The 22,518-nt window shown below is 67.7% G+C and carries 18 protein-coding genes; 8 read left to right on the top strand and 10 right to left on the bottom strand.

Annotated features, from left to right (window positions below):
- Positions 1–37 precede the first annotated feature (37 nt).
- From IPK85_10535 to IPK85_10525, 3 genes are all read right to left on the bottom strand, one after another.
- Positions 38–310, bottom strand: a complete 273-nt coding sequence (locus IPK85_10535) for a DUF2277 domain-containing protein (GenBank protein MBK8247819.1) — start codon at positions 308–310, stop codon at positions 38–40.
- 8 nt (positions 311–318) lie between these two features.
- Positions 319–735, bottom strand: coding sequence for a DUF3052 family protein (locus tag IPK85_10530; protein ID MBK8247818.1), 417 nt, complete (start codon positions 733–735; stop codon positions 319–321).
- A gap of 72 nt (positions 736–807) precedes the next feature.
- On the bottom strand, positions 808–1,305 hold the full coding sequence (locus tag IPK85_10525; protein MBK8247817.1) for a hypothetical protein: 498 nt from the start codon (positions 1,303–1,305) through the stop codon (positions 808–810).
- Positions 1,306–1,450: 145 nt separating this feature from the next.
- On the opposite strand from IPK85_10525, the gene IPK85_10520 reads away from it, so the two are divergent.
- Positions 1,451–1,924 (top strand): hypothetical protein, encoded by a 474-nt coding sequence (locus tag IPK85_10520; protein MBK8247816.1) that lies wholly within the window; start codon positions 1,451–1,453, stop codon positions 1,922–1,924.
- 28 nt (positions 1,925–1,952) lie between these two features.
- Here the strand turns inward: IPK85_10520 and IPK85_10515 are convergent, their stop codons facing one another.
- Complete coding sequence (locus IPK85_10515; protein MBK8247815.1) at positions 1,953–3,854, bottom strand: amidohydrolase family protein; 1,902 nt, start codon at positions 3,852–3,854, stop codon at positions 1,953–1,955.
- A 103-nt stretch (positions 3,855–3,957) separates the two neighbouring features.
- On the opposite strand from IPK85_10515, the gene IPK85_10510 reads away from it, so the two are divergent.
- The gene (locus IPK85_10510) at positions 3,958–4,383 is read left to right on the top strand and encodes a hypothetical protein (protein ID MBK8247814.1); all 426 of its coding nucleotides are present in this window, start codon (positions 3,958–3,960) and stop codon (positions 4,381–4,383) included.
- 56 nt (positions 4,384–4,439) lie between these two features.
- On the opposite strand, the gene IPK85_10505 is transcribed toward IPK85_10510, so the two are convergent.
- The 3 genes from IPK85_10505 to IPK85_10495 form a co-directional block, all read right to left on the bottom strand.
- Positions 4,440–7,631: a sialidase gene (locus IPK85_10505; protein MBK8247813.1), complete on the bottom strand. Its 3,192-nt coding sequence runs from the start codon at positions 7,629–7,631 to the stop codon at positions 4,440–4,442.
- A gap of 172 nt (positions 7,632–7,803) precedes the next feature.
- Positions 7,804–9,957, bottom strand: coding sequence for a response regulator (locus IPK85_10500; GenBank protein ID MBK8247812.1), 2,154 nt, complete (start codon positions 9,955–9,957; stop codon positions 7,804–7,806).
- 249 nt (positions 9,958–10,206) lie between these two features.
- Positions 10,207–11,379, bottom strand: a complete 1,173-nt coding sequence (locus tag IPK85_10495; protein ID MBK8247811.1) for a hypothetical protein — start codon at positions 11,377–11,379, stop codon at positions 10,207–10,209.
- Positions 11,380–11,494: 115 nt separating this feature from the next.
- On the opposite strand from IPK85_10495, the gene IPK85_10490 reads away from it, so the two are divergent.
- From IPK85_10490 to IPK85_10475, 4 genes are all read left to right on the top strand, one after another.
- Positions 11,495–12,865: a HupE/UreJ family protein gene (locus IPK85_10490; protein MBK8247810.1), complete on the top strand. Its 1,371-nt coding sequence runs from the start codon at positions 11,495–11,497 to the stop codon at positions 12,863–12,865.
- A complete protein-coding gene (tgt, locus tag IPK85_10485; protein MBK8247809.1) occupies positions 12,862–14,139 on the top strand; it encodes a tRNA guanosine(34) transglycosylase Tgt in 1,278 nt (425 codons plus the stop codon). The genes IPK85_10490 and tgt overlap by 4 nt, the downstream gene beginning before the upstream one ends.
- A 116-nt stretch (positions 14,140–14,255) precedes the next feature.
- A complete protein-coding gene (locus IPK85_10480) occupies positions 14,256–14,537 on the top strand; it encodes a hypothetical protein (GenBank protein MBK8247808.1) in 282 nt (93 codons plus the stop codon).
- Positions 14,534–15,820 (top strand): M20/M25/M40 family metallo-hydrolase, encoded by a 1,287-nt coding sequence (locus IPK85_10475; GenBank protein MBK8247807.1) that lies wholly within the window; start codon positions 14,534–14,536, stop codon positions 15,818–15,820. The genes IPK85_10480 and IPK85_10475 overlap by 4 nt, the downstream gene beginning before the upstream one ends.
- Before the next feature lie 39 nt (positions 15,821–15,859).
- Here the strand turns inward: IPK85_10475 and IPK85_10470 are convergent, their stop codons facing one another.
- Entirely contained in the window at positions 15,860–16,354 is a 495-nt protein-coding gene (locus IPK85_10470) for a nuclear transport factor 2 family protein (protein MBK8247806.1), read from the bottom strand.
- Positions 16,355–16,572: 218 nt separating this feature from the next.
- On the opposite strand from IPK85_10470, the gene IPK85_10465 reads away from it, so the two are divergent.
- A complete protein-coding gene (locus IPK85_10465) occupies positions 16,573–17,475 on the top strand; it encodes a universal stress protein (GenBank protein MBK8247805.1) in 903 nt (300 codons plus the stop codon).
- A gap of 56 nt (positions 17,476–17,531) precedes the next feature.
- Here the strand turns inward: IPK85_10465 and IPK85_10460 are convergent, their stop codons facing one another.
- Positions 17,532–18,752 (bottom strand): hypothetical protein, encoded by a 1,221-nt coding sequence (locus tag IPK85_10460; protein ID MBK8247804.1) that lies wholly within the window; start codon positions 18,750–18,752, stop codon positions 17,532–17,534.
- Between the two features lie 300 nt (positions 18,753–19,052).
- The gene (locus IPK85_10455) at positions 19,053–21,545 is read right to left on the bottom strand and encodes an ABC transporter permease (protein ID MBK8247803.1); all 2,493 of its coding nucleotides are present in this window, start codon (positions 21,543–21,545) and stop codon (positions 19,053–19,055) included.
- Between the two features lie 165 nt (positions 21,546–21,710).
- Here IPK85_10455 and IPK85_10450 point away from each other — a divergent pair, with 165 nt between their 5' ends.
- A complete protein-coding gene (locus tag IPK85_10450; GenBank protein ID MBK8247802.1) occupies positions 21,711–22,499 on the top strand; it encodes an enoyl-CoA hydratase/isomerase family protein in 789 nt (262 codons plus the stop codon).
- The last annotated feature ends 19 nt before the right edge of the window (positions 22,500–22,518 follow it).

Raw genomic sequence — 22,518 nt, 5'->3', positions numbered from 1 at the left:
GTGCGCCCCGTGGAAAAGACGAGGAAGCACGAACTTCCTACGCGTTCCCGAAACGGCGTCGAGAGCGTTCCCGTGCTCGCTCGGCCTCGGTCGCGCGATCGCGCGGAGGGGACGCGGTGACCAGTCCATCCAGCAAGCGTTGCGCGGCCTGGGCGACCTCCTCAACGGCCGCATGAAAGACGGCCTCGTTCGCGCGCGACGGCTTGCTGGTCCCGCTAAGCTTGCGCACGAACTGCAGTGCCGACGCGCGCACTTCATCGGTTGTCGCCGGCGGGGCAAAGTTGTGCAGGACCTTGATATTGCGACACATGAGCGCCTCTACGTCGTTCGGAGTTCCTTGCGAATGACCAGCTTGAGACCCGACCAGGTCTCGTCCACCGCGCAGACCTTGATGTCCACGAATCCCATTGGCAGGCACACCTCGCGAATCACGTCCTCGGTGATGTTGGTTGGCACCTTGGCGGACTTCTTGGGCCACGAGACCCACACCGCAGCGTCCTGGCGGATCTTCGTTCGATAGCCCGCCAGGGCCTTGGACATCGCGGCCCGATCCGTGACAAACAGGTGCACGATGTCCGTTCGCGCGGAGAGTCGCGTGGAGAAGGTGACGGCGTCGGGGAGCGGAGCGAGGAGCTTGGCGTAACCGGCTGGCGCCCCTGACGTGCAGACCACACTGCCGGCGACGATGCCGAGCTTCCTGGCGAGCGGTGTTCCCGAGTAACCGGCGGTTGGCATCAGGGCATCAGGGCATCAGGGAGGGATGACAGGTGGCCGCGCGTGGCAAGTGAGGGCGAAGGAGACGCGGGCTCACGCCGTCGCCCCTGCTGCCAACGGTAGTGCCGCGCGAGGCGCGGGGACAGGGTGACAGCTGTCGCCGCTCGCGTGCGGGTTGTGCCCGGTCGAGTCGACGGACAGTGTTCGGTACCCGAACCCCTGCTCATGCGCCTGCTCCCCGTGCTTGCCGTCCTCCCTGTTGCGCTCGCCGCGCAGGCCCCCGGCGTCAGCGGCACGTTGATCGTGACCAACAAGACGCCAGCCACCGCCACGATCATCGACCTGGCCAGTGGCCGCACGCTGGCGACCCTGCCCACGGGCCAGGGCCCACATGAGGTGGTCGTGTCGGCCGATGGGCGGACCGCGGTCGTAACCGACTACGGGGCGCAGATCCCCGGCCAGTCGCTCACAGTGATCGACGTCATGGGCAAGACCGTACGCAAGACCATTCCCCTGGGCGAATACCGCCGTCCCCACGGGATCGTCTTCCTGCCCGGTGACACACTCGTCGCCGTGACATCCGAGACGCATCGCGCGGTGCTCACGGTCGACCTCCGCAGCGGGGCCATCGTGCGGGTGGCCATGACGAACCAGGCCGGCTCGCACATGGTCGGCGTGACCGCCGACGGACGTCGGGGTTACACCGGTGACATCGGGAGCAACACGGTGTCTGAGCTTGACCTGGTCTCTGGTGCGGTGCTGCGCCGATTTCGACGTGCCCGCGCAGCCCGAGGCGATCAACGTGACGTCGGACGGTCGCGAGGTATGGGTCGGCAGCAACGCCACCGGCAAGGTCAGCGCGGTGGACCTCTCGTCAGGCGCGGTGACGACGGCGGCCGAAGGGTTCAGCTGGCCGTACCGCGTGCTCTTCACCCCGGACCACGCAACGGTGATGCTCCCGGACTATCGCGGGAATGCCCTGCGTTTTGTCGATCGGGCCTCGAAGCGGGAACTCTCGCGCCTCACGCTCGACGGGGCCGGCCCGCAGGGGATCACCCTGGGCGCCGGGGCGCGGCACGCCTTCCTTTCATTAAGCAACGAGGGTCGCGTCGCGATCATCGACCTGGCGACACGCGCGATCGTGGGACATGTGGCCGCGGGCGCCACCCCCGACGGGGTCGCCTACTCGTCGCGCCGAGTGCCGCAATAGCCCGCGGCACCCCCCGCGACAAGATCCATCAGGGATCAACGCGCCCCTGCAGGGCGCGTCGCAGGTCCTTCATTTCGTAGACCCGTCCGCCACGGACCACCGTTTCCACGCGGGCAAGGTCGGCGAACCGCGCCAGCGGGTCCCCATCGATCACCACAAGGTCCGCGACCTTCCCCACCTGCAGGCTGCCGTAGTCGCGCTCCTCACCCATGAATCGGGCGGCATCGATCGTCGCGATCTGCAGCACGCGCGCGAGGGGAATGCCGGCGCGCACGTACATCTCCAACTCGCGGCGATAGGTGACCCCGTTCGCGTTGTCCGTCCCGGCCACCAGCGGCACCCCAGCCTCGTACAGGCGCGTGATCAGCTTCAGGTAGGTGGAGTCCGCACGGGATTGGTTGTTCGACCCGCCAGCACCAACGATCGCCGCCCCTCCGCCGATCCAGAGGTTGAAGGTGCCGTCGATGACCGTCTTTCGCTCTGCAAGGAAGGCGATCAGCGACTTCATCCCCGGGCTGTCCACGTCAAAGGTCGGGGCCACGGCGGTCGCGACGGCCGAGTAGGCGCGCATCGTAGGGAGATAGAGCGAGTCCGGGAAGAAGTCGGAGAGGAGGAACGCCGCATGCTGCACCTCGTCGAAGCCTAACGACACCGCAGCCCGCACCGACATCCCGCGTGGGATGTGCCCGCTGAGCTTCATCCCCCGCTTCTTCGCCTCGGCGGCAATCGTCGGCACCAGGTCTGGATGCACGAGGTTGTACAGCTTGACCTGCTTGTAGCCGAGGGAGTCGTAGTGTGCGACCCACGCGCGGGCGCCGGCTTCCGTGGCAGTGAGCGCCTCGGTCGGTCCCGCCCACGCGAGGGGCCCCTCGAGGAATCCACCCAGGATGATGCGGGGAGAGGCGAGCGAGCCCGCCCGTTCGCGGTCGCGCTGCGAGGTGGCGACGTCTTCGTCGGCCGCCAGGTCGCGCACGGTGGTGATCCCCTGCATCAGTTGCAGGAGGGAACCGTGCGTCTGGTTGGAGACCTGCAGGTGACCATGCATGTCCCACATCCCGGGGATGATGGTCTTGCCACGTGCGTCGACGACGGTGGCTTCCGAAGGCACTGCCGTGGACGCCGACGGGCCAAGCGCGCTGATGCGATCGCCATCCACCACTAGCGTCTGCCCCTCGCGCGCCACACCCGCGTCGCTGTCGAACAGGCGGGCGTTCGTGAACGCGACGACGCGGCCGGTGCGCGTCCGGGCCAGTGCCGACACGCGGGCAGCCTCTCGTTCACGCCACCTTAACTCCACCCGGCGCAACGCCGGCAACAGGGGACGCGCCTCTTCCCGGGCCGCGATGAACCACTGTACCTCGGTCGCCAGCAACTCCCCCCGCGCGTCGAGCCAGACGCCAACCGGTGGATTGCCGTCGCGACGATCCATCATCACGAGCCGCGCGCGCAGGGGGCGTCCAGCCACCCGGAGCGTCGTGTCCGCGATCACCGTCGCGCGAACCTCACCCACGGGGACCAGCGGGGCGGTCCTGGTGGGTCGCGCGAGGAGGTGGCGTGCCATCGCCGCGGTCTCCCAGGGCGTCGAGGAGCGCAGCCCAACCCAGGCCCCCGGCGCTAGCGCGCGCCGTGTGTCCCCCGCGATCACCGAATCGCCCTGCACCTGGAAGGATTCTGTCGGCGATCCCACGTCGCCGGCCCCGAGGATCGGTCGAGACTCCCCACTCATCAGCGCCCCCGCCGGACTCCGCCGGTACCGAGTTTCGATGCGGGTTCCGCGATTGCGATCCCGAAAGACGAAGCGAACGATGAGGGAGTCGCCGCGGGTCGTCGCGACCAGTTCGCCCGCCGGGCGCCCGTGGTTGGTGACGACCCAGCGCGTGGAGTCCGCGGCGGCGGTGGCGAGCAGGAGGGCAGCGAGGGTGACGGGCATCGAGGCGCGGGGCTCAGTTGGGCGGACGATGACCCACCGCGGGACGAGCCGGTAGTGGTCCGCGCCTTCCTCGACGGTCTTCTGGTATCATCTCCTGTCTCCCATGCGCCTCCCTGCCCTGCTCGTGCTCGCGGCCGCCGCCTGCGCCACCCCACACACCACAGAGCCCGGGGTCGAGCCACGGCCGGTCGTGGAGACACAGGCGTTCGGGGCCAACGGCACCGTACTCGACGTCCCTACGGTCGTCCGGGCCGGTGCGACCTTCACCATCCGGTACGCGGTATTCGGGAGTTCCTCGTGCCTCAAGCATCGGGTTCCCGAGACGAGTGTCGGGACCGATTTCTTCCTCATCCTCCCACGGCTCCAGCCCGTCGGCCCGAATACGCCGTGCACCGATGACCTCGCGACGGTCACCAACACCATCACCGCGAGTTGGCCCACGCCGATCGCAGAGCTGCGGGTCATCGTACGCGGGTACCGGTTTGATGGAACCGGTGTGGACGTGATCCGGCGCATCCGGGTGGAGTAGGAACGACAACGGGCCCCGGGTGGACCCCGGAGCCCGCCGGTCGCAACCTCCCGCGACTACATCACGACCTTGGCCTTCCCCTGCATCAGGTCGTTGAACGCCTTGATCTCCGTTTCCATGAGCTGACGGAACCTCTGTCGCGCCGTCGCGAGGTCCTTGCGGATCTCCGCGTGCACCTGGACCTGAGTGTCCGTGGGCCTGAAGTCGGCCCCACCTGCCACGTCGCCCGCCCCGGTGCCCACCTCGCCGTTCAGCCAGACGAGGTTCATGTAAACCCGGTAGCGCTCCATGAAGTACTTGTCATCGCTGTGCACATCGGCGCGCGAGAGCAGGATGTTTTCCACCGACCACATGGTGGAGTCCAGGGACTTGAGACGTGCGACAACTTCAGCATTCCCCGAGTTGGACTTGACCTGGTCTTCCACCTGCTTCCGGAGCGCCTCCAGACGGTTGATCATGTCCACGGACTCGTTCAGGTCCTTGGTGATCTCCTGCTGCATGCGCGTGGACGCCTGCAGGTCCGCGACCGAACTGGGGATGGCGGCATCCTTGACCACGGTGAGTTGCCGCGTCGCCACCTGGCCATCCGCGCTCACCTTCATGGTGTAGCGGCCTGGCGCGGCGAGCGCCCCGGCGGTCTGCGGCCCCTGAATCCCCCAGTGAAAGATGCCGCGGGTTTCCTTGCCCTTGAACCGCGCTTCTTCCCAGATGTGCGGGTTGTCCGGGGGGAGGGTGCGCAGCTCAGGTTGCTTGGCGCCGTCGTAGCGGAGGTCCCACGTAATGCGGTTCATGCCGGCCCGTGCACGGAAGCGACGGGTCCGGACGACCGTCCCGGTGGAGTCCATCACCTCGAGGATCAGGGAATCGCGCGGGGCCGCCTTGAGCTGCACAATCAGGTCGGCACTGCCATTCCGTCCCAGCCGCACCGCCGGGCGAGGTTCGTAGACGTGCATGGCCGCATCGGCGATGACCTTGTCCTTCTGTTCCAGCGCCGTGAAGTCGCGCAACACATACAGCCCGCGTCCATAGGTGGACACGACCACTTCGTGCATCGCCTTCGACACCTCGATCCACGAGACGGGGGCCGCCGGCAGCCCGTCCTTGAACTGCGTCCACGTCTTGCCGTCGTCGAACGAGTAGTGGAAGGCGTGGCCCGTCCCGGCGAGCAGCATCCCCTTGCGGTTGGGATTCTCCACGACGTTCAGCACATAGTCGAGCGGATGTGCACTGGGGAGCGCGTCACTCAACCGCGACCACGTCTTGCCGTAGTCGGTCGTCTTGTAGATGAAGGGGCGCCGGTCGTCCATCAGGTGGTAGTCCACCGCGATGTAGGCCGTCCCCGCCTCGAAGGTCGACGGATAGATCCGGCGGATGATTCCCCATTCCTTCAACCCGGTGATGTTCTTCGTCACGTTGGTCCAGGTCTTTGCGCCATCGCGCGAGATCCAGACGAGTCCGTCGTTCGTGCCGGCCCAGATCAACCCGCGCTGCATGGGGCTTGGCGCGATCGCAAAGACGACCTCGCCGTAGAACTGGCCGAGGTTGTCACCGACGATCCCCCCGGACGAGACAATGCGCGAGGGGTCCTGGGTGCTGAGGTCGGGGCTGGTGACCGTCCACGACTGCCCGCGGTTGGTCGTCTTGAAGATGACCTGGCAGCCATGGTACACGGTGTTGTGGTCGAACGGGTCGATGGCAATCGGCGCCGACCAGTGGCACCGGTATTTCGTGTCGTTAGGCGCCGAGTCGAGGGTGTGGATCGTCGGGGAGACATGGCGGGCCCGGCCGGTGCGGCCGTCGTAGAGAGAAACGGTCGCGCCGTAGCAGGTGGCCCAGATCAACTCCGGATCGCTCGGCACAGGGATCGTGAAGCCGGATTCACAGCCACCTAACGATTGTTCCCACATGTTCGCCCGCTGGATCGCGCCGAACATCCCCGGCAGCGCCTGGTCGCCGCCGCGCAGGTTGTACGACGGCACATTCGGCACCGGGGTCGGCCGGTCACTCGGCCCCCGCATGGTGCAGCAGTCCTGGCGGTTGGAGTAGATCCAGTAGGGGGTCCGCTCGTCGATCGCCACGTGGTACATCTGGCCGACGGGGAGGACGAACTGCGCGTACGCCTGCCCGTGATTGCGGGTGACGCCCCAGCCGCCGTCGCCGGTTACCGCCCAGTGCGCGGGATTCCGCTGGTCAAACCAGATATCGTGGCAGTCGCCGCAGCCACCACCCTCGAACGGGAAGGTCTCGCCGCCGTCGACCGACCGGAGCAACGACGAGTTGGCCACGAGCACTTCGAGGTCGTTCTCCGGGTTCACGTCCACCCGGATGTAGAAGCCAGCGCGACCGATCAGGCGACGATCCCAGCTCACGACCTTCCATTCGCCGCCGCCATTGTCGGTCCGCCAGAGGGAGCCCTGGTCGGCCGTCTGGATCAGGGCGTACATCCGCTTCGGGTTGGATGGCGCTATGGCGACGTCGATCTTGCCGACCGGCGACTTCGGCATCCCGGTTATCTGGCGCGTCCAGGTCTTCCCGGTGTCGGACGACACAAACACCCCGCTGCCGGGGCCACCGGAGGTCATCACCCACGTCTTCATCTCCACTTCCCACGTGCCGGCGATGACCGTGGCGGGGTTCTTGTCGTCGATGTCGATCCCCGAACAGCCGGTGTTCGGGTTCACGAAGAGCGTACGCGTCCAGGTGGCCCCACCATCAGTCGTGCGGTAGACGCCGCGCTCCTCCTGTGGCCCGGTGGTGCGACCGAGTACGCAGGCGAAGACGATGTCCGGGTTGGTCGGGTGGATGATCACCCGCCCGATGCGTCCGGACTCCGGCAGCCCGCTGTTCTTCCAGGTCATGCCGCCATCTGTCGACTTGTAGATCCCATCACCCTGCATGTCGCTATCCCGGATCGCCCAGGCCTCACCGGTACCTGCCCAGACGATGCGCGGGTTCGACGGCGCGACCGCGATCGACCCGATGGCCTGCACCGGCATCTCATCAAAGGTCGGGGTGAAGGTCCGCCCGCCGTCGGTGGTCTTCCAGACGCCGCCGGACGCCCCCCCGGCGAAGTACGTCATCGTATCCCCGGGGATCCCGGCGATGGCCGACACGCGGCCAGCGGGGTTGGGGCCCACGTAGGTGAACCGCGGGTTGGCGGCAGGAACCTGCTGGGCTCCCCCGCGGAACTGCGCCAGGGCGGGGCCGGCGAGGACGAGCAGCGGGAAAGCGAGGGTCGGAAATCGCATACGGTCGGGTGAGGTTCTACGCCCGAAGCTACCGCGCGCACCGCCGGCTGCCCAGCGCGGGCACGACCCATGGCCGCCAACTGCCAGCTCTCCGGCGCATGAGCCGCTTCCACCTCCAACCCATGCCAGCGCTCCGCCTTCGCAACTCGCCGGGGCAGAGCCTGAGCTCCGGTCAGCGCACGAGCAATCGATCCAGGAGCCCGGCGAGCTCTTCAAGGTCAAAGGGCTTGCTGAGGAGCAAGACACCTTCCGGCAGTCCGCTGCCCTCGGATACGCTCGCGGCGTTGCCCGTCATCAGGATGATCGGGAGTGTCGCTCCTTCCTCACGAAGCCGCGTCGCGAGCGTGACCCCGCTGAGGCGGGGCATGTTGACGTCCGATAGGAGCGCATCCACCCGCCTCGGATCGGCCTGAAGATATTCCAGCGCCTCGAGCCCATCACACGCCACCTGAACGTCGTATCCAAGCAGGGCAAGACCGCGCTGCATTGCGGTGCGCACCGATGGTTCATCATCGACCACGAGGACCCGAACACCATCTCGCGGTACCGCGGGACAGCTCACCGTGGCTGGGGGTGTCGCTGGGGCACCAGGTGCCGGGGGGAACGTGAGGGTTACCGCGGTCCCCACCCCCTCTGACGAGCGCATTGTGAGGTCGCCGCCGAGCGCGCGCATCGTCCCGAACGCCGTCGACAACCCAAGCCCGGTCCCTTGACCTCCCTTCGTAGTAAAGAACGGCTCCACAGCTCGTGACATCGTTTCGGCGGACATCCCGCAACCGGTGTCTCGGACCGTGAGTTGGACGCCGGCGTCACCATTCCCTTCCGGGGGCATAGCCGTGGCCAGCTCGAGCGTCACACGGCCTTCGGCAGGGATCGCGTCGCGGGCGTTCATGACCAGGTTGAGAATCGCCACCTCCACCTGCGCTCGCTCGGCAAGGACCGTCGCCGTGGGCGCCTGGTCGATCACGTCGATTTCAATCGTGGAGGGGACCACTCGACGAAGCATCGGGAAGATCCCGGTGATCGCATCGGACAGGACGAAGCGCACTCGCTCGCCCGGAAGCGGACGTCCAAAGAGGAGCAGTTGGCGGCACAGCGCCGCACCACGCGCCGTTGCCTGGACGATCTGCCGGAGGTCGCCCTGCGCAGCAGTCGGGGCATTCAACAGCGCCAGCTCTGCATGGCTGCGCACGGCCTGCAAGACATTGTTGAAGTCATGGGCGACGCCCCCAGCGAGCAGCCCGAGCGCATCCAACCGCTGCCGGTGCCGCAATTGCCGTTCCAGTTCGATGCGGACCTCAGTGGCCGCTTCGAGGAGGTGCGCACGGCGGCGGGCGTCGCTCTCGGCCAGGACCACGCGCGCGATCACCAGCGTCGTGAGGAGCACCGCACCAATGAGGAGTCCACCAAGCGCGCGGCTGGGGGAAGGGCCCAGCAGCGCCTCGCGCACGACAATCAGCCCGATAACTGCAAGCGAGGCGTAGGGGAGCAGCGAGGCCGGGGTCCGGGCTTCCTCCAGCGGCGGGCGACGTGGGATCATGCCGGCGATCGCAAAAAGGGCTGCACTCACGGCCACGAGCACAGACCCCACCTGACGCAACGTGATGCTGGTGTCGAGCGAAGCGCGCACCAGCATCAGGTCCCCCACGGAAGCGCAGAGCGCGCCGGCCCCGAGCCACTCCACCCTGCGGCGCGAATCGCCGCGCCCGGGAGCGATGAGGGCGGTGCCCGCAGCCACGAGCACGGCGACCTCGCCAAGGGCACCGATGTCGTCAAAGGTCGACGCACTGGCCGACCCGGCGGAACGCTCGGTCAGCCCCCAGACGAAGTACCAGCTCAAGGTCAGTGCGGCCACACCGATGATGGCCAGTTCCAGGAGGGCGCGCGCCGGAGCATCCCTCAGCGCCTCCGCATCGACAAGCAGCAGAAAGCCGAGCATCACCAACGGGTAGTACGACCGGTACAGCACGTCGTCGATGACGTCGACCGAGGGCGCTGCCGGCGCAAGGTAGGCCCACGCCCCCAGGCACGAGGCAATCCACCCGATCCCGATCAGGCGCCACCCCAGCCGTTGTCGCGCGCTGAGCCCTCCCTGGCTCGCCCCCACGAGCGCGCCGACCCCCGCCAACGCGTAGAGGGGGAGGAACGCGGTGTTCTCGAACACCCACGTGTCCACGCCGAGGCGCAGGAGCAGCGCGAGACTGTAGACCGTGGCGTACAGCACCACCACACCGATGATGATCGGGCGTACACCCGATGGCCAGCCCGGCGCAGTGGCGCCGCGCGAAGGTCCCCAGGGCTCGACCCCGGGCTTCGGCGCAGTCACGGCTTGTGCGTTGAGCGTGGGCACACGGTCGGGGAAGCGTGTCGTGCGAGCGGGCGCGCCGAACGATCGAGGGAGGCGTGAGCGCGAAGGCCGCTCAGCTATTGTACCCCGGCCGCGGGGGGCGGGCCACCCGCGCCGGAAGGTTGGAAATGCTTGATGTGAGGCACACCGGTCGCTCCCCGGGCCGCCGTCCCTGAAGGAAGCGCGTGCCGCGCGGCGCAGCTCAGGACGCTGGCGCGGATCCTCGCCCTAGCGCCGGGCCGGCCACGGCACCCCTTGCACCTTCTTCACGCGGCCCATGCCGCGGTAGGTGAACTTCTGTAGCCGCTTTCCTTCGTACGTCTCTGTGGTGTAGATGTTGCCCTTGCTGTCCGTGGCGATGCTGTGCACGGCGAAGAACTGCCCGGGCTGCCGGCCGCCATCGCCAAACTCGGTGATGATGGTCAGCGACTGGCGATCCATGACGTACACCTTCTCGTTCTTCCCGTCCGCGAGATAGAGGTAGCGCTGCTGCGGATCGCGGGAGAAGGCGATGTCCCAGGTGGAGCCGTCGCCACGGGTCTTGGGCGCGACCTGCACCTCCTTCACGAACTTGCCGTCCTTCTGGAAGACCTGGATCCGGTCGTTGGGCCGATCGCACACGTACACCAACCCATCCGTCGTCGGCTCGGCGCAGTGCACCGGGTTGCGGAACTGCCGGATCAGCGGCGCATCGGGGTTGTAGGGCCCCATGTTCGTGTCCTTCGGGGCCTCGCCGTATGCGCCCCAGAAGCGCTTCATCGCGCCGGTGTTCATGTCAATGACCGCCACTCGCTTGTTGCCGTAGCCGTCCGACACGTAGGCCTCGTTCGCCTTGTCGTCAAACGAGATCTTGGCGACCCGCCCGAACGACGTGGTCGACTTGCTGTTGACCGGCTGCTTCGCCTGGCCGAACTGCGCGAGGAACTTGCCGTCGCGCGTGAACTTGAGGATGTGCGAGTCGCCGTTGCCGTTGCCGCCAATCCACACATTGTCCTTGGCGTCGAGCGAGATCCCGTGATTGGAGCTGGGCCAGTCGTACCCCTGCCCCGGGCCGCCCCACGAGTTCACGAGGTTCCCCGCCGGATCGAACTCGAGGATCGGCGGCGCCGAAAGACAGCACTCGGCGATGCGCCCACCGCCACCCGCCTCCGTCCGCTGGTTCAGCGTCGAGTCGCCCCGGTGGATGATATAGACGTGGTCCCGCGAGTCGACGCCGACACCGATGGCGGAGCCCAGGATCCAGTGGTTCGGCATCGGCTTGGGCCACACCGGGTCGACCTCGAACCGCGGGGCATTGACCAGCTGGTCCTGCGCCGTCAGTTGAAGGGCCGACTGGGCGAGTCCCAGGACCACGATGCCGCCCACCAGGGCGGAGCCGAGTACGAGCGTGCGTCGAGCCATTGTGCCGTGTTCCCCGTCTGGACGTGAATGCAAAGCCCCCGGAGGCTATAGTTGGGCACCCGGGCGTGAACCGCGCCTGAACTAATCCCGCGGACAGAGCCCCGTCCAGACCGCCGTGCCCCGTTCGTTCACCGTTCGCTTCTTCCTCGTACTCGCGGCCCTCGGCCTCCGGGTCCCCACGGCACGGGCCCATGAGGTGCCGCAACGGGTGAACGTCGTCCTCCTCGTCCGCCCCGCCGGGAACCGGCTACAGGTCGTGGTCCGCGCCCCAATGGGCGCGATGCGTGATATGGAGTTCCCGCTCCGCGGCGCGGGGTACCTCGACCTCCCACGCGCCGAACAGCACTTTCGCGAGGCCGCGCAACTCTGGCTGGCCGACTATATGCGCGTGTTCGAGGACGGCCGGGAATTGCCGAGCGGCCGGGTAGTCGCCGCACGGGCGTCGCTGCCCTCCGACCGGAGCTTTGGGGACTGGGGGGAGGCCATGGCGCTCGTGCGTGGCACGCCGCTCCCCCCGGAGACGGAGATCCCGTGGCAGCAGGCGCTGCTCGACGTCCTGCTGGAGTACCCCATCACCGCGGACAGCGCGCGGTTCGCGATCGACCCCAACCTCGCGCACCTTGGCATCGAAACCTCCACCCTGCTGCGGTTCCAGGCCCCGGGCGGACCGGAGCGGGCCTTCACCTGGGTGGGAAACCCGGGGCGCGTCGACCTCGATCCGGGATGGTGGAACGCCGCCTCACGGTTTGTCGCGCTCGGGTTCGCGCACATCATGGATGGGGTTGATCACCTGCTGTTTGTGCTTTGCCTGGTGATCCCCGTGCGCCGAGTCCGCCCGCTGGTCGGGATCGTGACGTCGTTCACCGCCGCTCATTCGGTCACGCTGATCGCCGCCGCCGTCGGGATCGTCCCCGACGCCCTCTGGTTTCCCCCGCTCATCGAGACCCTGATCGCCGCGTCGATTGTCTTCATGGCGTTCGAGAACATCGTCGGCGTGCGCCAACAGCAGCGGTGGATGTTGGCGTTCGGCTTTGGCTTGGTGCACGGGTTCGGCTTTTCCTTTGCCCTGCGTGAATCGCTCCAGTTCGCTGGCTCGCATCTCCTGACATCGTTGCTGGCGTTCAATGTCGGGGTGGAGTTGGGCCAGTTGCTCGTGGTGCTCCTCGCTGTCCCGGTGTTGTCCTGGCTACTTCGGCGCGTGGGCGAACGCATGGGAACCATTCTCCTGTCCGCCCTGGTCGCACACTCTGCCTGGCACTGGATGACCGAGCGTGGCGCTGGCCTCGGCGAGTATGCCTGGGAATGGCCGGCGTGGGACCTGGCCCTGGCGATCAGCGCGATGCGAGCGGCCATGCTCGCACTGATCGTGGTCGGGGTCGCCTGGATGATGCGCACCCTGGTCGCACGACTCTCCGCCACGTCGCCCCCGGCGGACACCAGCGTCGCGCGGTCGGCGCCGGGCAGCCCCGCCTCATCCTCGCCGTGACCGACTTCAGCTTTCGCAGCGCACACGATTCGGGTGCCGCACGACATGGATGGTTCTCCACGCCACACGGCGTCGTGGAGACCCCCGCGTTCATGCCGGTAGGCACCAACGCCACGGTGCGTGGCCTGACCATGGCCGAGGTCGAGGCGACGGGGGCGCGCATCGTCCTGGGGAATGCGTATCACCTGTTCCTCCGCCCCGGCGACGCGGTGATCCGGGCGCTCGGGGGCTTGCACGCTTTCTCTCGTTGGACCGGTCCGATGCTCACGGACTCCGGGGGATTCCAGGTCTACTCGCTGGCCAAGACGCGGAGCGTCGACGAGCGCGGCGTGCGCTTCAAGAGCCCGATCGACGGTGTCGTGCACGACTATACGCCAGAGCGGGTGATGGAGATCGAGCGCAACCTCGGCGCCGACATCATCATGCAGCTCGATGAGCTCATCGAGAGCAAGTCGACCGCGGAGCGTTCGCGGGAAGCCATGGAGCGCAGCCTGCGCTGGCTCGAGCGCTGTCGCATCGCCTTCGACGCCATGTCGCGCGATGGTCGCTCCCCGCTCGGGACGGTCGCCACCCCGATCGGCACCCCGGACCTTTCGACGTATCACTCGGACGACGAACGCCTCGCGCCGCCGCAGGCCCTATTTCCCATTGTACAGGGTGGGTTGTCACCCGAACTGCGGCGGGCCTCGGTCGCCGGGATCCTCGCCACGGGAGACTGGCGTGGTATCGCCATTGGCGGACTGTCGGTCGGCGAAGCCAAGCCGGACATGTATGCCACCATCGAGGTGTGCGATGCCGTGTTGCCGCGCGATCGCCCGCGCTACCTGATGGGGGTTGGCTTTCCCGATGATCTGGTCGAAGGGGTGCGGCGCGGGATCGACCTGTTTGACTGCGTCGTGCCAACCCGCATGGGACGCCATGGGACCGCGTTCACGCGCGACGGTTCGGTACAGATCAAGCGTTCGTCGCACCGCCTCGATCGATCGCCCCTCGTCGAGGGATGCACCTGTGCCACGTGCCAGCATCACGACCGCGCCTACCTGCGCCACTTGTTTGCCGCAGAGGAAATGTTGGGATTACGACTCCTCTCGCTGCACAACGTGCACTTCCTGGTCAACCTGATGGCGGAGGCCCGGCAACACTTGCGCGGTGGGACCTTCGCGCCGTGGAGCGAGGACTTCCTGATGCGATATCACGATGGGAACCACGCGCGCCTGGCGGCGACGCACGCACAGAACGGACGAACGACCCCTCGCGATCGTGCCAGTACCTGACGGCTCCCCGGAGCCGGTCGGATTGCCGCGCCACCAAACGAGGTCCAAACTTTCAACGGTGCGCCGCCATCTGCCCCTCGGACCTGGCGCACCCTCACCAACCGATGGAGCACCGGATGAACGTCGCACGTGCCTGCTCTCCCCTCGCCGGCCTGGCGGCCGCGATCGCCCTGCCCATCACCCTCGCGGCACAGTCGCCCGCTGAGGCGTGGTGGCGGCACGTCCAGGTGCTCGCCCACGACTCGCTCAAGGGCCGCAATACGGGCACGCCAGGGCACGAGACCGCATCACGATACATCGCCGAGCAATTCAGGGGGCCGGGCTGCAGGCGGGCGGCAGTGAAGGCTGGTTCCAGCGCGTTGGGTTCGTCGAGACCCGAATGGACGCTGCGCGCGTGACGTTCGCACTCAAGGAGAACGGACAGTGGTCCGCGCTCGCGGCCGGCACCGACGTGCGCCCCGCAGCACGACTCACGACCGGAGACGTGGAGGCGCCAATCATTTTCGCGGGGTATGGACTCTCCCTCCCCGGCGCGAATGACCTCGCCGGCTTGGACCTGCGCGGGAAGATCGTGCTGCACTACAACGGCGTCCCCGCCGGGCTGAGTGCGCCGATGCAAGCGCACGGCACCCGCTCGCGCTGGACCGCGATGCAGCAGGCCGGGGCGGTCGGGATCATCGCGATTGGCGCTCCGGGGAGTTGGAGTGGCGCCGGGGGACTTGGGGGCTCGACGATGTCCCTCGCCGACACCACGCTGGACGATACGCGCGGCCAGCGGCTCGGGGCGACAGTGAACCCGGCGCTTGCCGCCCGCCTGTTCGCCGGTAGCGGCATCGCCTACGACTCGGTCGTTGCCCGCGCAAGGCGCGGTGAGTCGCTGCCCAAGGGGTCACTGACGGTCGCGTTACGCGCCACGCTGCCCACGATCAAGCGAAGCCTCACCTCGCCGAACGTCGTGGGAATCGTCCCTGGGACCGATCCCGTGCTGCGCCATGAGGTCGTCGTCTTCACGGCGCACTCCGATCACGTGGGAACGACGACCCCGAACGCGGCCGGCGACAGCATCTTCAATGGGGCGATGGACAACGCGTCGGGAGCGGCCACACTCATCGAGACGGCCCGCGCCCTCGCTGCGCGCGGTGGCAACAAGCGTACGGTGGCCTTTGTCGCCGTCACCGCCGAAGAGAAGGGACTGCTCGGCTCCCGATATTTTGCTGCCCGCCACACCCTCGGCGCGCGCACGATCGTAGCCAACCTCAACACCGACATGTTCCTCCCGCTGATCCCGCTCCGCGGTCTGTTTGTGTATGGCTACGACGAGTCGGACCTCGCCGACGACATCGACGCCGTGGTAAAGGCGCGCGGACTGACGGTGATGCCGGATCCCGAACCGGAGCAGAATCGGTTTGTGCGCAGCGACCAGTACAGCTTTATTCGCCAGGGAATCCCCGCGCTCGCCTTCAAGGTTGGGTACACCCCGGGGACGGCGGAGGAGAAGACGTGGCAGGGGTGGGTGCGCGACCACTATCACAAGGTGAGCGACGACGTTACGCAGCCCGTGGACATGGCCGCCGCGGCGACGTTCAACGCGCTGTACGCGGAGCTCGGACTACGCGTGGCGAATCGCGCGACCCGACCGACCTGGCGCGCGGCAAGCTTCTTCTCCGCGCCAGCCAAGTGACGACCAGCGTGCGGCATCCTCGGCCGGATCACCCGCGGCTTAGCGCGTCGGCGGGGGACCCGACGGATGTTTCTCGCAGACCGGCGGCTGTTCGGCGCTCCACGCCATGGATGCAATACGCCACTTGCCGTCGGTCTTCACGAACGTGAAGACGTCCACCCCGCAATGGGACCAGGCCCCGTTGCGGTAGAGATCGTAGGGAAGCCAGACCATGGCGACCCCACCATTGACCATCGCCTCGGGACGAAAGCCGCGCTCGACCACTCCCTGGATCGGCGCACCACGCTGGGACTCGCGCGTCCGGGCGCGGTACGTGGTCACGCCGTCCCGAGTGGAGGTCGGGAACATCACCGCTTCGGGCACCATGAGGTCGGTCAGGGCCACGACATCACCCCGGGTGATGGCGGAAAGTGCGGAATCGGCCAGCGCGATCACCGCGGTGCGCGCGTCGGGCGATTGGGCACCCGCCGTCCGATGGAGTGCGCACAGCAGTGTCGCCACGAAGGCCATGCGCGTACAGGAGAATCGGGTCATCGCGGGCTCACGGGTGAGGGCCACTTGCACCCGTGGAAAGTCACCTGCAAATCCACCACTCCGGAAGTAGTCGCCCGACGCCGGGGGCCAAACGCGCGGTCGGGTGTTCCTTGAACTCGGAAGTGTCCCCTCCCTGACGGCGCGAGCCCCGCGCGGTCCGTAGCCTTCGTGTGCCGCGGCACGCGAGCACGCCCCGGAATCCTCGACGTGGAGGCCTCATGATCACCTTCTCGATGCTGGTTTGCCCGACGGACCTGAGCGACCAGTCCCAGGCCGCACTCGCGCACGCGGCCCAGATCGCCCGCTGGTACGGCGCGCGTCTCTCGGTGCTGCACGTGGTGGACGCGGCTCCGGAACATCGTCCCTCGCTCTCGGAAGCCGCGGCACTACCGAGTCGTGCCTTGGCCGCGGCAGACGCGGATCCGCTCGCCGTCGTCCGCGAACACGTCGCGGGAACGCTGGCCGGCGTCGCCTTTGACGTGACCGTGCTGTCTGGCAAGGCGGCGCCGCGCATCGTCGAACACGCGGAAGCGGTGGGAGCCGACCTCATCGTCATGAGCACACATGGCCGAAGCGGCTTCGACCGGCTCGTGCATGGGTCGGTCACCGAGCGCGTCCTCGCGCACGCGCCCTGCCCCGTGTTGACGGTCCCGCCGCACGCCACGTCGGATCCACAGGCACTCTTTCGGAAGGTGCTCTGCCCGGTGGACTTCTCGCCATCGGCGCGTCAGGCCTTTGACATCGCCCTCGACCTGGCCCGCCAGGCAAACGGCACGTTGCGGGTGCTGCACGCCATCGAGTGGTACCCCGAGGGCGAGATGATCGCGGCGGGACGCCTCGACCTCGACGGGTTCCGCGAGAGCCTCAAGGACCAGGCGAGTACTCGCCTCGCCGGTCTCTTGGAACACGTGGACACATCATGGGTCGACGTGCAGGGGGTCGTCGCCGTCGGGCGCCCCCACCGGCGTATCCTCGAAGACGCGGACGCCGAGGGGGCGGACCTGATCGTCATGGGCGCCCAGGGGACGGAGGGGCTGGACCTTGCCGTCTTCGGCTCGACCACGCGCCAAGTGCTCGCGCAAGCCAGCGCCCCGGTGCTGGTCACGCGCGGCGCGCGCTAGTTGGCGCGCGTCGCGGCCTGGTGGTGGTGGTGTCATGGCAGGCGTTGGTTGCGGCGCTAGCGGATCGTCAGGATCTGGAGCCCGCCGGCCCCCGTTGCCACAAACAGGGCGGTGTTGCCGGCCGCCACAAAGTTCGCCGAGCCGTTGAGCCCGAGTCTGCCTAACGCCTGCACGGCCACGCGCTCCCCCGACCGTCGGCGCTTGTGATCGCTGACAGCCACCGACACGCCGCCGGCACCATCCGCGGTCAGCACGATGTCCTGCATGACGGTGACGGCGTTGGTGACATGCTCGTGGGCCGCCGGGAATCCCGGGGGGACGGACGGACGCGGCAACGTGCCGCTTAACGCCCCCCGCGACATGTCCACGACCTGCACCCCGCCGTCACCGGCAGCGACAAACGCCCAGTCGCCATCCAGGGTCACGGCCGACTTCGAGTCCGGCAGCAACCCGCCGCTCAAGGGAACCGTGGCCGTGAGGGCGAGTGAACTCGGGTCGTAGATGCGGAGGCGTGCGGGACTCCCCTGCGACACGGCCAGGTAGGATCCTTGCGGACTCGACACCGCACGGGCGTCAGCAAAGATGTCGCTCTTCACGCGGGACAGGTTGCTGCGCGAGAAGGCCGTCAGTCCTCCCAGCCCCGGGCCACCAGACCCCGAGGTCACAAAGACCTGCCCACCGGTGACGGCGACCCCCGTCGCCACAAACGATGGAACGGCGGCGCGCTCGGACTTGCTCGTGAGCTTGCCGCCCTGCAGTTGCAGGCGCTCCAACACCGCCGGTTCCGCGAACTTGCCGTCGTGCGACGCCGTCGCGAGATACACGTGGTTCCCATCCACGGCCAACGCGGTGACATCCGTATTGCTTAACAGCGCCTGCGACACCAGGCGCGGGTTGGTCGGGACGCTGATATCAAAGACCTCGACGGCGCCGAGGGCGGTCTCCCCGAGGGTCATGTACGACACATACGCGTATTCCCCGCGCAACGCGACGTGCGTGGCGAGCAACGAACGACCCGCCACCGACGGCGCACGGACCAGGGCATGCAAGGTGAACTTCGGATTGGTGTCGGCCGTCGCGCGCAGGAGGACACCCGCGCCCGGGGTGCCAAGGATCGGGACGTCCACGCCACCGGTCGACTGGACGCGCTCCGACAGCAACGCCTCGTCATTGGTCACGACGATGCGGTCGCCGTCACCATCCGGGCGGACGCTGGTCGGGGCATCCGCACAGGCGGCAAGAGAGACGAGCACAGGAACGAGAAACCGCACGCGCATTGGGGAACCCACCGGGTCGGGGAAACCATCGACCACTTCGCGTGCACCTCGCGCGCCACCCGGACCGTTTTTCGGTAGTCGTTGTGTGCCAACACGTTGCGCGATCGGGGCGGCAGCTCCTGCCGGGCCGGTTCACGTGACGCAGGCGGCAGGATGCGGCAACCACCGCGTTTCCCCTCCCTTGCCGGCGCTGCGACCGATCGCGGCCGCCGATGCGATGGCCAACGGCCCATGGTGCCGTGACCAATGATGGAGGGGCCAACGCGGTGGCTGGGGAGCCCTTCCGCCAAGTCGGCCCAATCAATCGTAACGCAGCGCCCGCATCGGCTCGGTCCGGCTTGCCCGACGCGCCGGGCTCCATCCGGCCGCGAAGGCCACCATCGTGAGCACGGCTAACGAGCCCGCGAACACCCAGGGGTCGTGGCCCTCCAGCCCGAATAGCAACGCGCGCGCACCACGACCCAGGGCCAGGGCGCCCGCCAGGCCGAGTACGGCCCCGATCGCCGTCATGACCCCGACCTGGCGCAAGACAAGCCCCTGCACCTGCCGTCGGTCCGCACCTAACGCCATCCGCACGCCAATCTCCCGGGTGCGCTGCGAGACCGAATACGCGAGGACCCCGTAGAGGCCCACGGACGCGAGCAACGTCGCCAGCAAGGCAAACGCCGCGGAGAGGGTCGAGATCATCCGATCAAGGAAGACGTTCTCGCGCACCTGTTGCGGCATGGTCTTGAGGTCTTCCACCGGCAGGATCGGGTCGATCGACGCCATCACCTTGGGCATGGTGCCGACCAGTTGTTCCGGCGGCAGGTTCGTCCGGACGTAGAAGTACATGCGACTCACGATCCCGGACTGCGTCCATGGTCGATAGAACACCGCTTCCGGCGCTCGCTTCACGTCGTTGTACTTCACGTTCGGGACAACCCCGACGATCTGGATCGTGAGCGAATCGCCTCGCCCGTCCGCCATGAACTTCCCCACCGCGTCGGGCCCAAGGTTGAACTTGTCGACGAAGGCCTGGTTCACCACGGCGACCCGCGGACCGCCATCCACATCGGTGGCCAGGACATCGCGCCCGGCCTTGGGGGTTACCCCCATCTTGGCGAAGTAGTCGGCCCCAATCGCGTTCCAACGCGAGTTGCAATCCACGTCCGGGAGGCACTCGAAACCCTGCACCCGGACGTTGTTCCCCCAGCTGTCGCCGGAGAGCAACGGCACCATGGAGCTGGTGACGGCCGTCACCCCGGGCTGCGCGGCCAACTCGTCCTCCATGCGGGCATACAGCACCTTCGCGCGGAGGGTATCGTACCCCACGCGCAACGGAGACACGGCAAAGGTCGCCATGTTGTCCACCTGAACGCCAAGCGCGACGCGACTGACATTCGACAGGCTCTTGAGAAACAGCCCGGCCGAGGTGAGCAGCGCCATGGAGAGCGCGATCTGCATCACGACGAGGCTGTTGCGGAATCTCGCGGCCACGCTCCCGCCGGCGATCTGGCCCGCCCCGGCGCGGATGGTGGAGATCAGGTCCGCGCGCGTGGAATTGAGCGCCGGGAACAACCCGAACAGGAAGCCGGTCACCAGGGCGAGGACCCCCGTGAACGCGAGCACGGGCCACTCGATCCGCAGGCGGATCGTGGACTGCGCTTCCGGGGGCAGGATCGCCCCAATGCCCTTGAGCGTCCATGCCGCCAGGACGAGCGACACGATACCACCCAGGACGGCCAACAGCAGCGCCTCCACGAGCAGCTGACGCACCAGCTGGCGACGGCCGGCGCCTAACGCCAACCGGACCCCCATCTCGGTCGCCCGGTTGGCTCCACGAGCGAGGAGCAGGTTGGCGATGTTCGCACAGGCGATGACCAGCACCACCCCGGTGATTCCCAGCAGCAAGGTCAACGGCGTCTGCGCCTCCCCATGCGTCGAGCTCTGGCCGCGATACCCCGGCTCGACGACCATGCGCTTGGCCTTGAACCGCGCCATCGTGGCGTCGCTCATCTCCTGCTGCAGAGGCGCCTCCACCTCGGCGAGGATGGGCGCAATCACCTGGTCGAGCCCGGCCTTCGCCGCCGTCGGCGTCATTCCCGGCTTGAGGCGGCCAAAGACATACACCCAATAGTCGCGTCGATTCGCGAGGCCATCGTACCCACCGAGGTAGACCCGTGACTGCATCGGGACGTAGAGCAGGCCGTTGGCCCCGAGCGTCGTGCCAGTGAATCCTGCCGGGGCTACCCCAACGACGGTGTACGTGCGACCATTCACCTGCAGCGCTTCGCCCAGCACGTTCTCGCGGGCCCCGAGCCGATCGGTCCAGAACCCATGCGAGATGACCGCGACCATGTTGTCCGCCCCGGGTTCGTTGTCGGCCGGCGTGAGCAACCGCCCCTTCGTAGCCTGCAGCCCCAACGTGGAGAAGTAGCTCCCCGTGACGTAGATCCCCTCCCCGGTCAGTGGCACGTCGCCAATCGTGACGCTCACGCCAAAGATCCGGTGCCCGGCCACGCCACTGAGCACGTCCTGCTGCGCCTCGATGTCGCGGAACATCGGATAGCTGAAGATCACGTCGCACCCCCCCGACTGGTTGCACGAGTCCGACCCCTGGATCGGCCCGGGCATCGAGAGGTTGACCAGTTCGTCGGGCGCCCGCACGGGGAGCGGGCGGAGCAGGATCTGATCGTACAACGAGTAGATCGCAGCGTTCGCCCCGATCCCCAGGGCAAGAGACAGGATGGCCACCCCGGTGACAAACGGGGTCTTGAGCAACGTACGGAAGGCGTAGCGAAGGTCGCGCATCGAGGAGGGGCGATGAGACTCCGGTCAGACACCCCGTTCGCGCCCCGGGTTTGAGCGCCCAGGCCGGATGCGCTCCTACGACTGTGGCATCGGCAGCTGCTCCATCCCGCGCGAAGAACCGTCAATCTCCTCCCGTGTGCCTGACGTCCCCACGCTCGCCGACGCATGTTTCAGCACGGACTGCTCGCCCCCGCCTCGACAATGAACCACATCGTCACGTCCACCGCAGAACGCGTCCTCGAGATCGAGATCCAGCGGCGGGACAAGAAGAACGCGATCACTTCCGACATGTACGCCGCACTGAGTGACGCCCTGCGGTCTGCCGATGCCGACGACGCGGTGCATGCGGTCTACCTGCACGGCCAGGCCGACCTCTTCTCCTCGGGCAACGACGTTGCGGACTTCCTGGATCCGGCGACGCGCGCCCGCGGGGAGGGGCAACGATTCGTCAGGACGATCGCGTCGACGCACACGCCGATCGTTGCCGCCGTCGGGGGCCCCGCGATCGGCGTCGGAGCCACCATGCTCCTCCACTGCGATCTCGTCGTCGCCGCGGAGGGGGCGCGTTTCCAGTTTCCGTTCGTTTCCCTGGGACTGTGCCCGGAGGCTGGGTCGTCCCTGCTCCTCCCGGCGCTCGCGGGACAACGTCGCGCGGCTGCGCTCCTTCTCCTGGGCGACCCCGTCGACGCGAAGCAGGCCGTCGATCTGGGAATCGTGAACGAGGTGGTTCCTGAGGCGGCACTGATCGACCGCGGCCGCACCCTGGCGGCGCGCCTCGCGGCCCAACCACGAGATGCCCTGTTCACCACCAAGGCGCTGTTACGCCGTCCGTCGGAGGGCGCGCTCCGGGATCACATGGAACTCGAACTCCGGGAGTTCGGGCGGCTCCTCGAGGGCGAGGCCGCACGCGCGACGTTCAGCGCCTTCCTGTCGCGAAGAGGGCCGAGCACCTAGTGAACTGTAACAGCTGGAC

The organism is Gemmatimonadota bacterium, assembly GCA_016712265.1.
Taxonomy (GTDB): Bacteria; Gemmatimonadota; Gemmatimonadetes; order Gemmatimonadales; family Gemmatimonadaceae; genus RBC101.
Note: the sequence above shows the minus strand (reverse complement) of the source record. Positions and strands in the feature narration are given on the sequence as shown.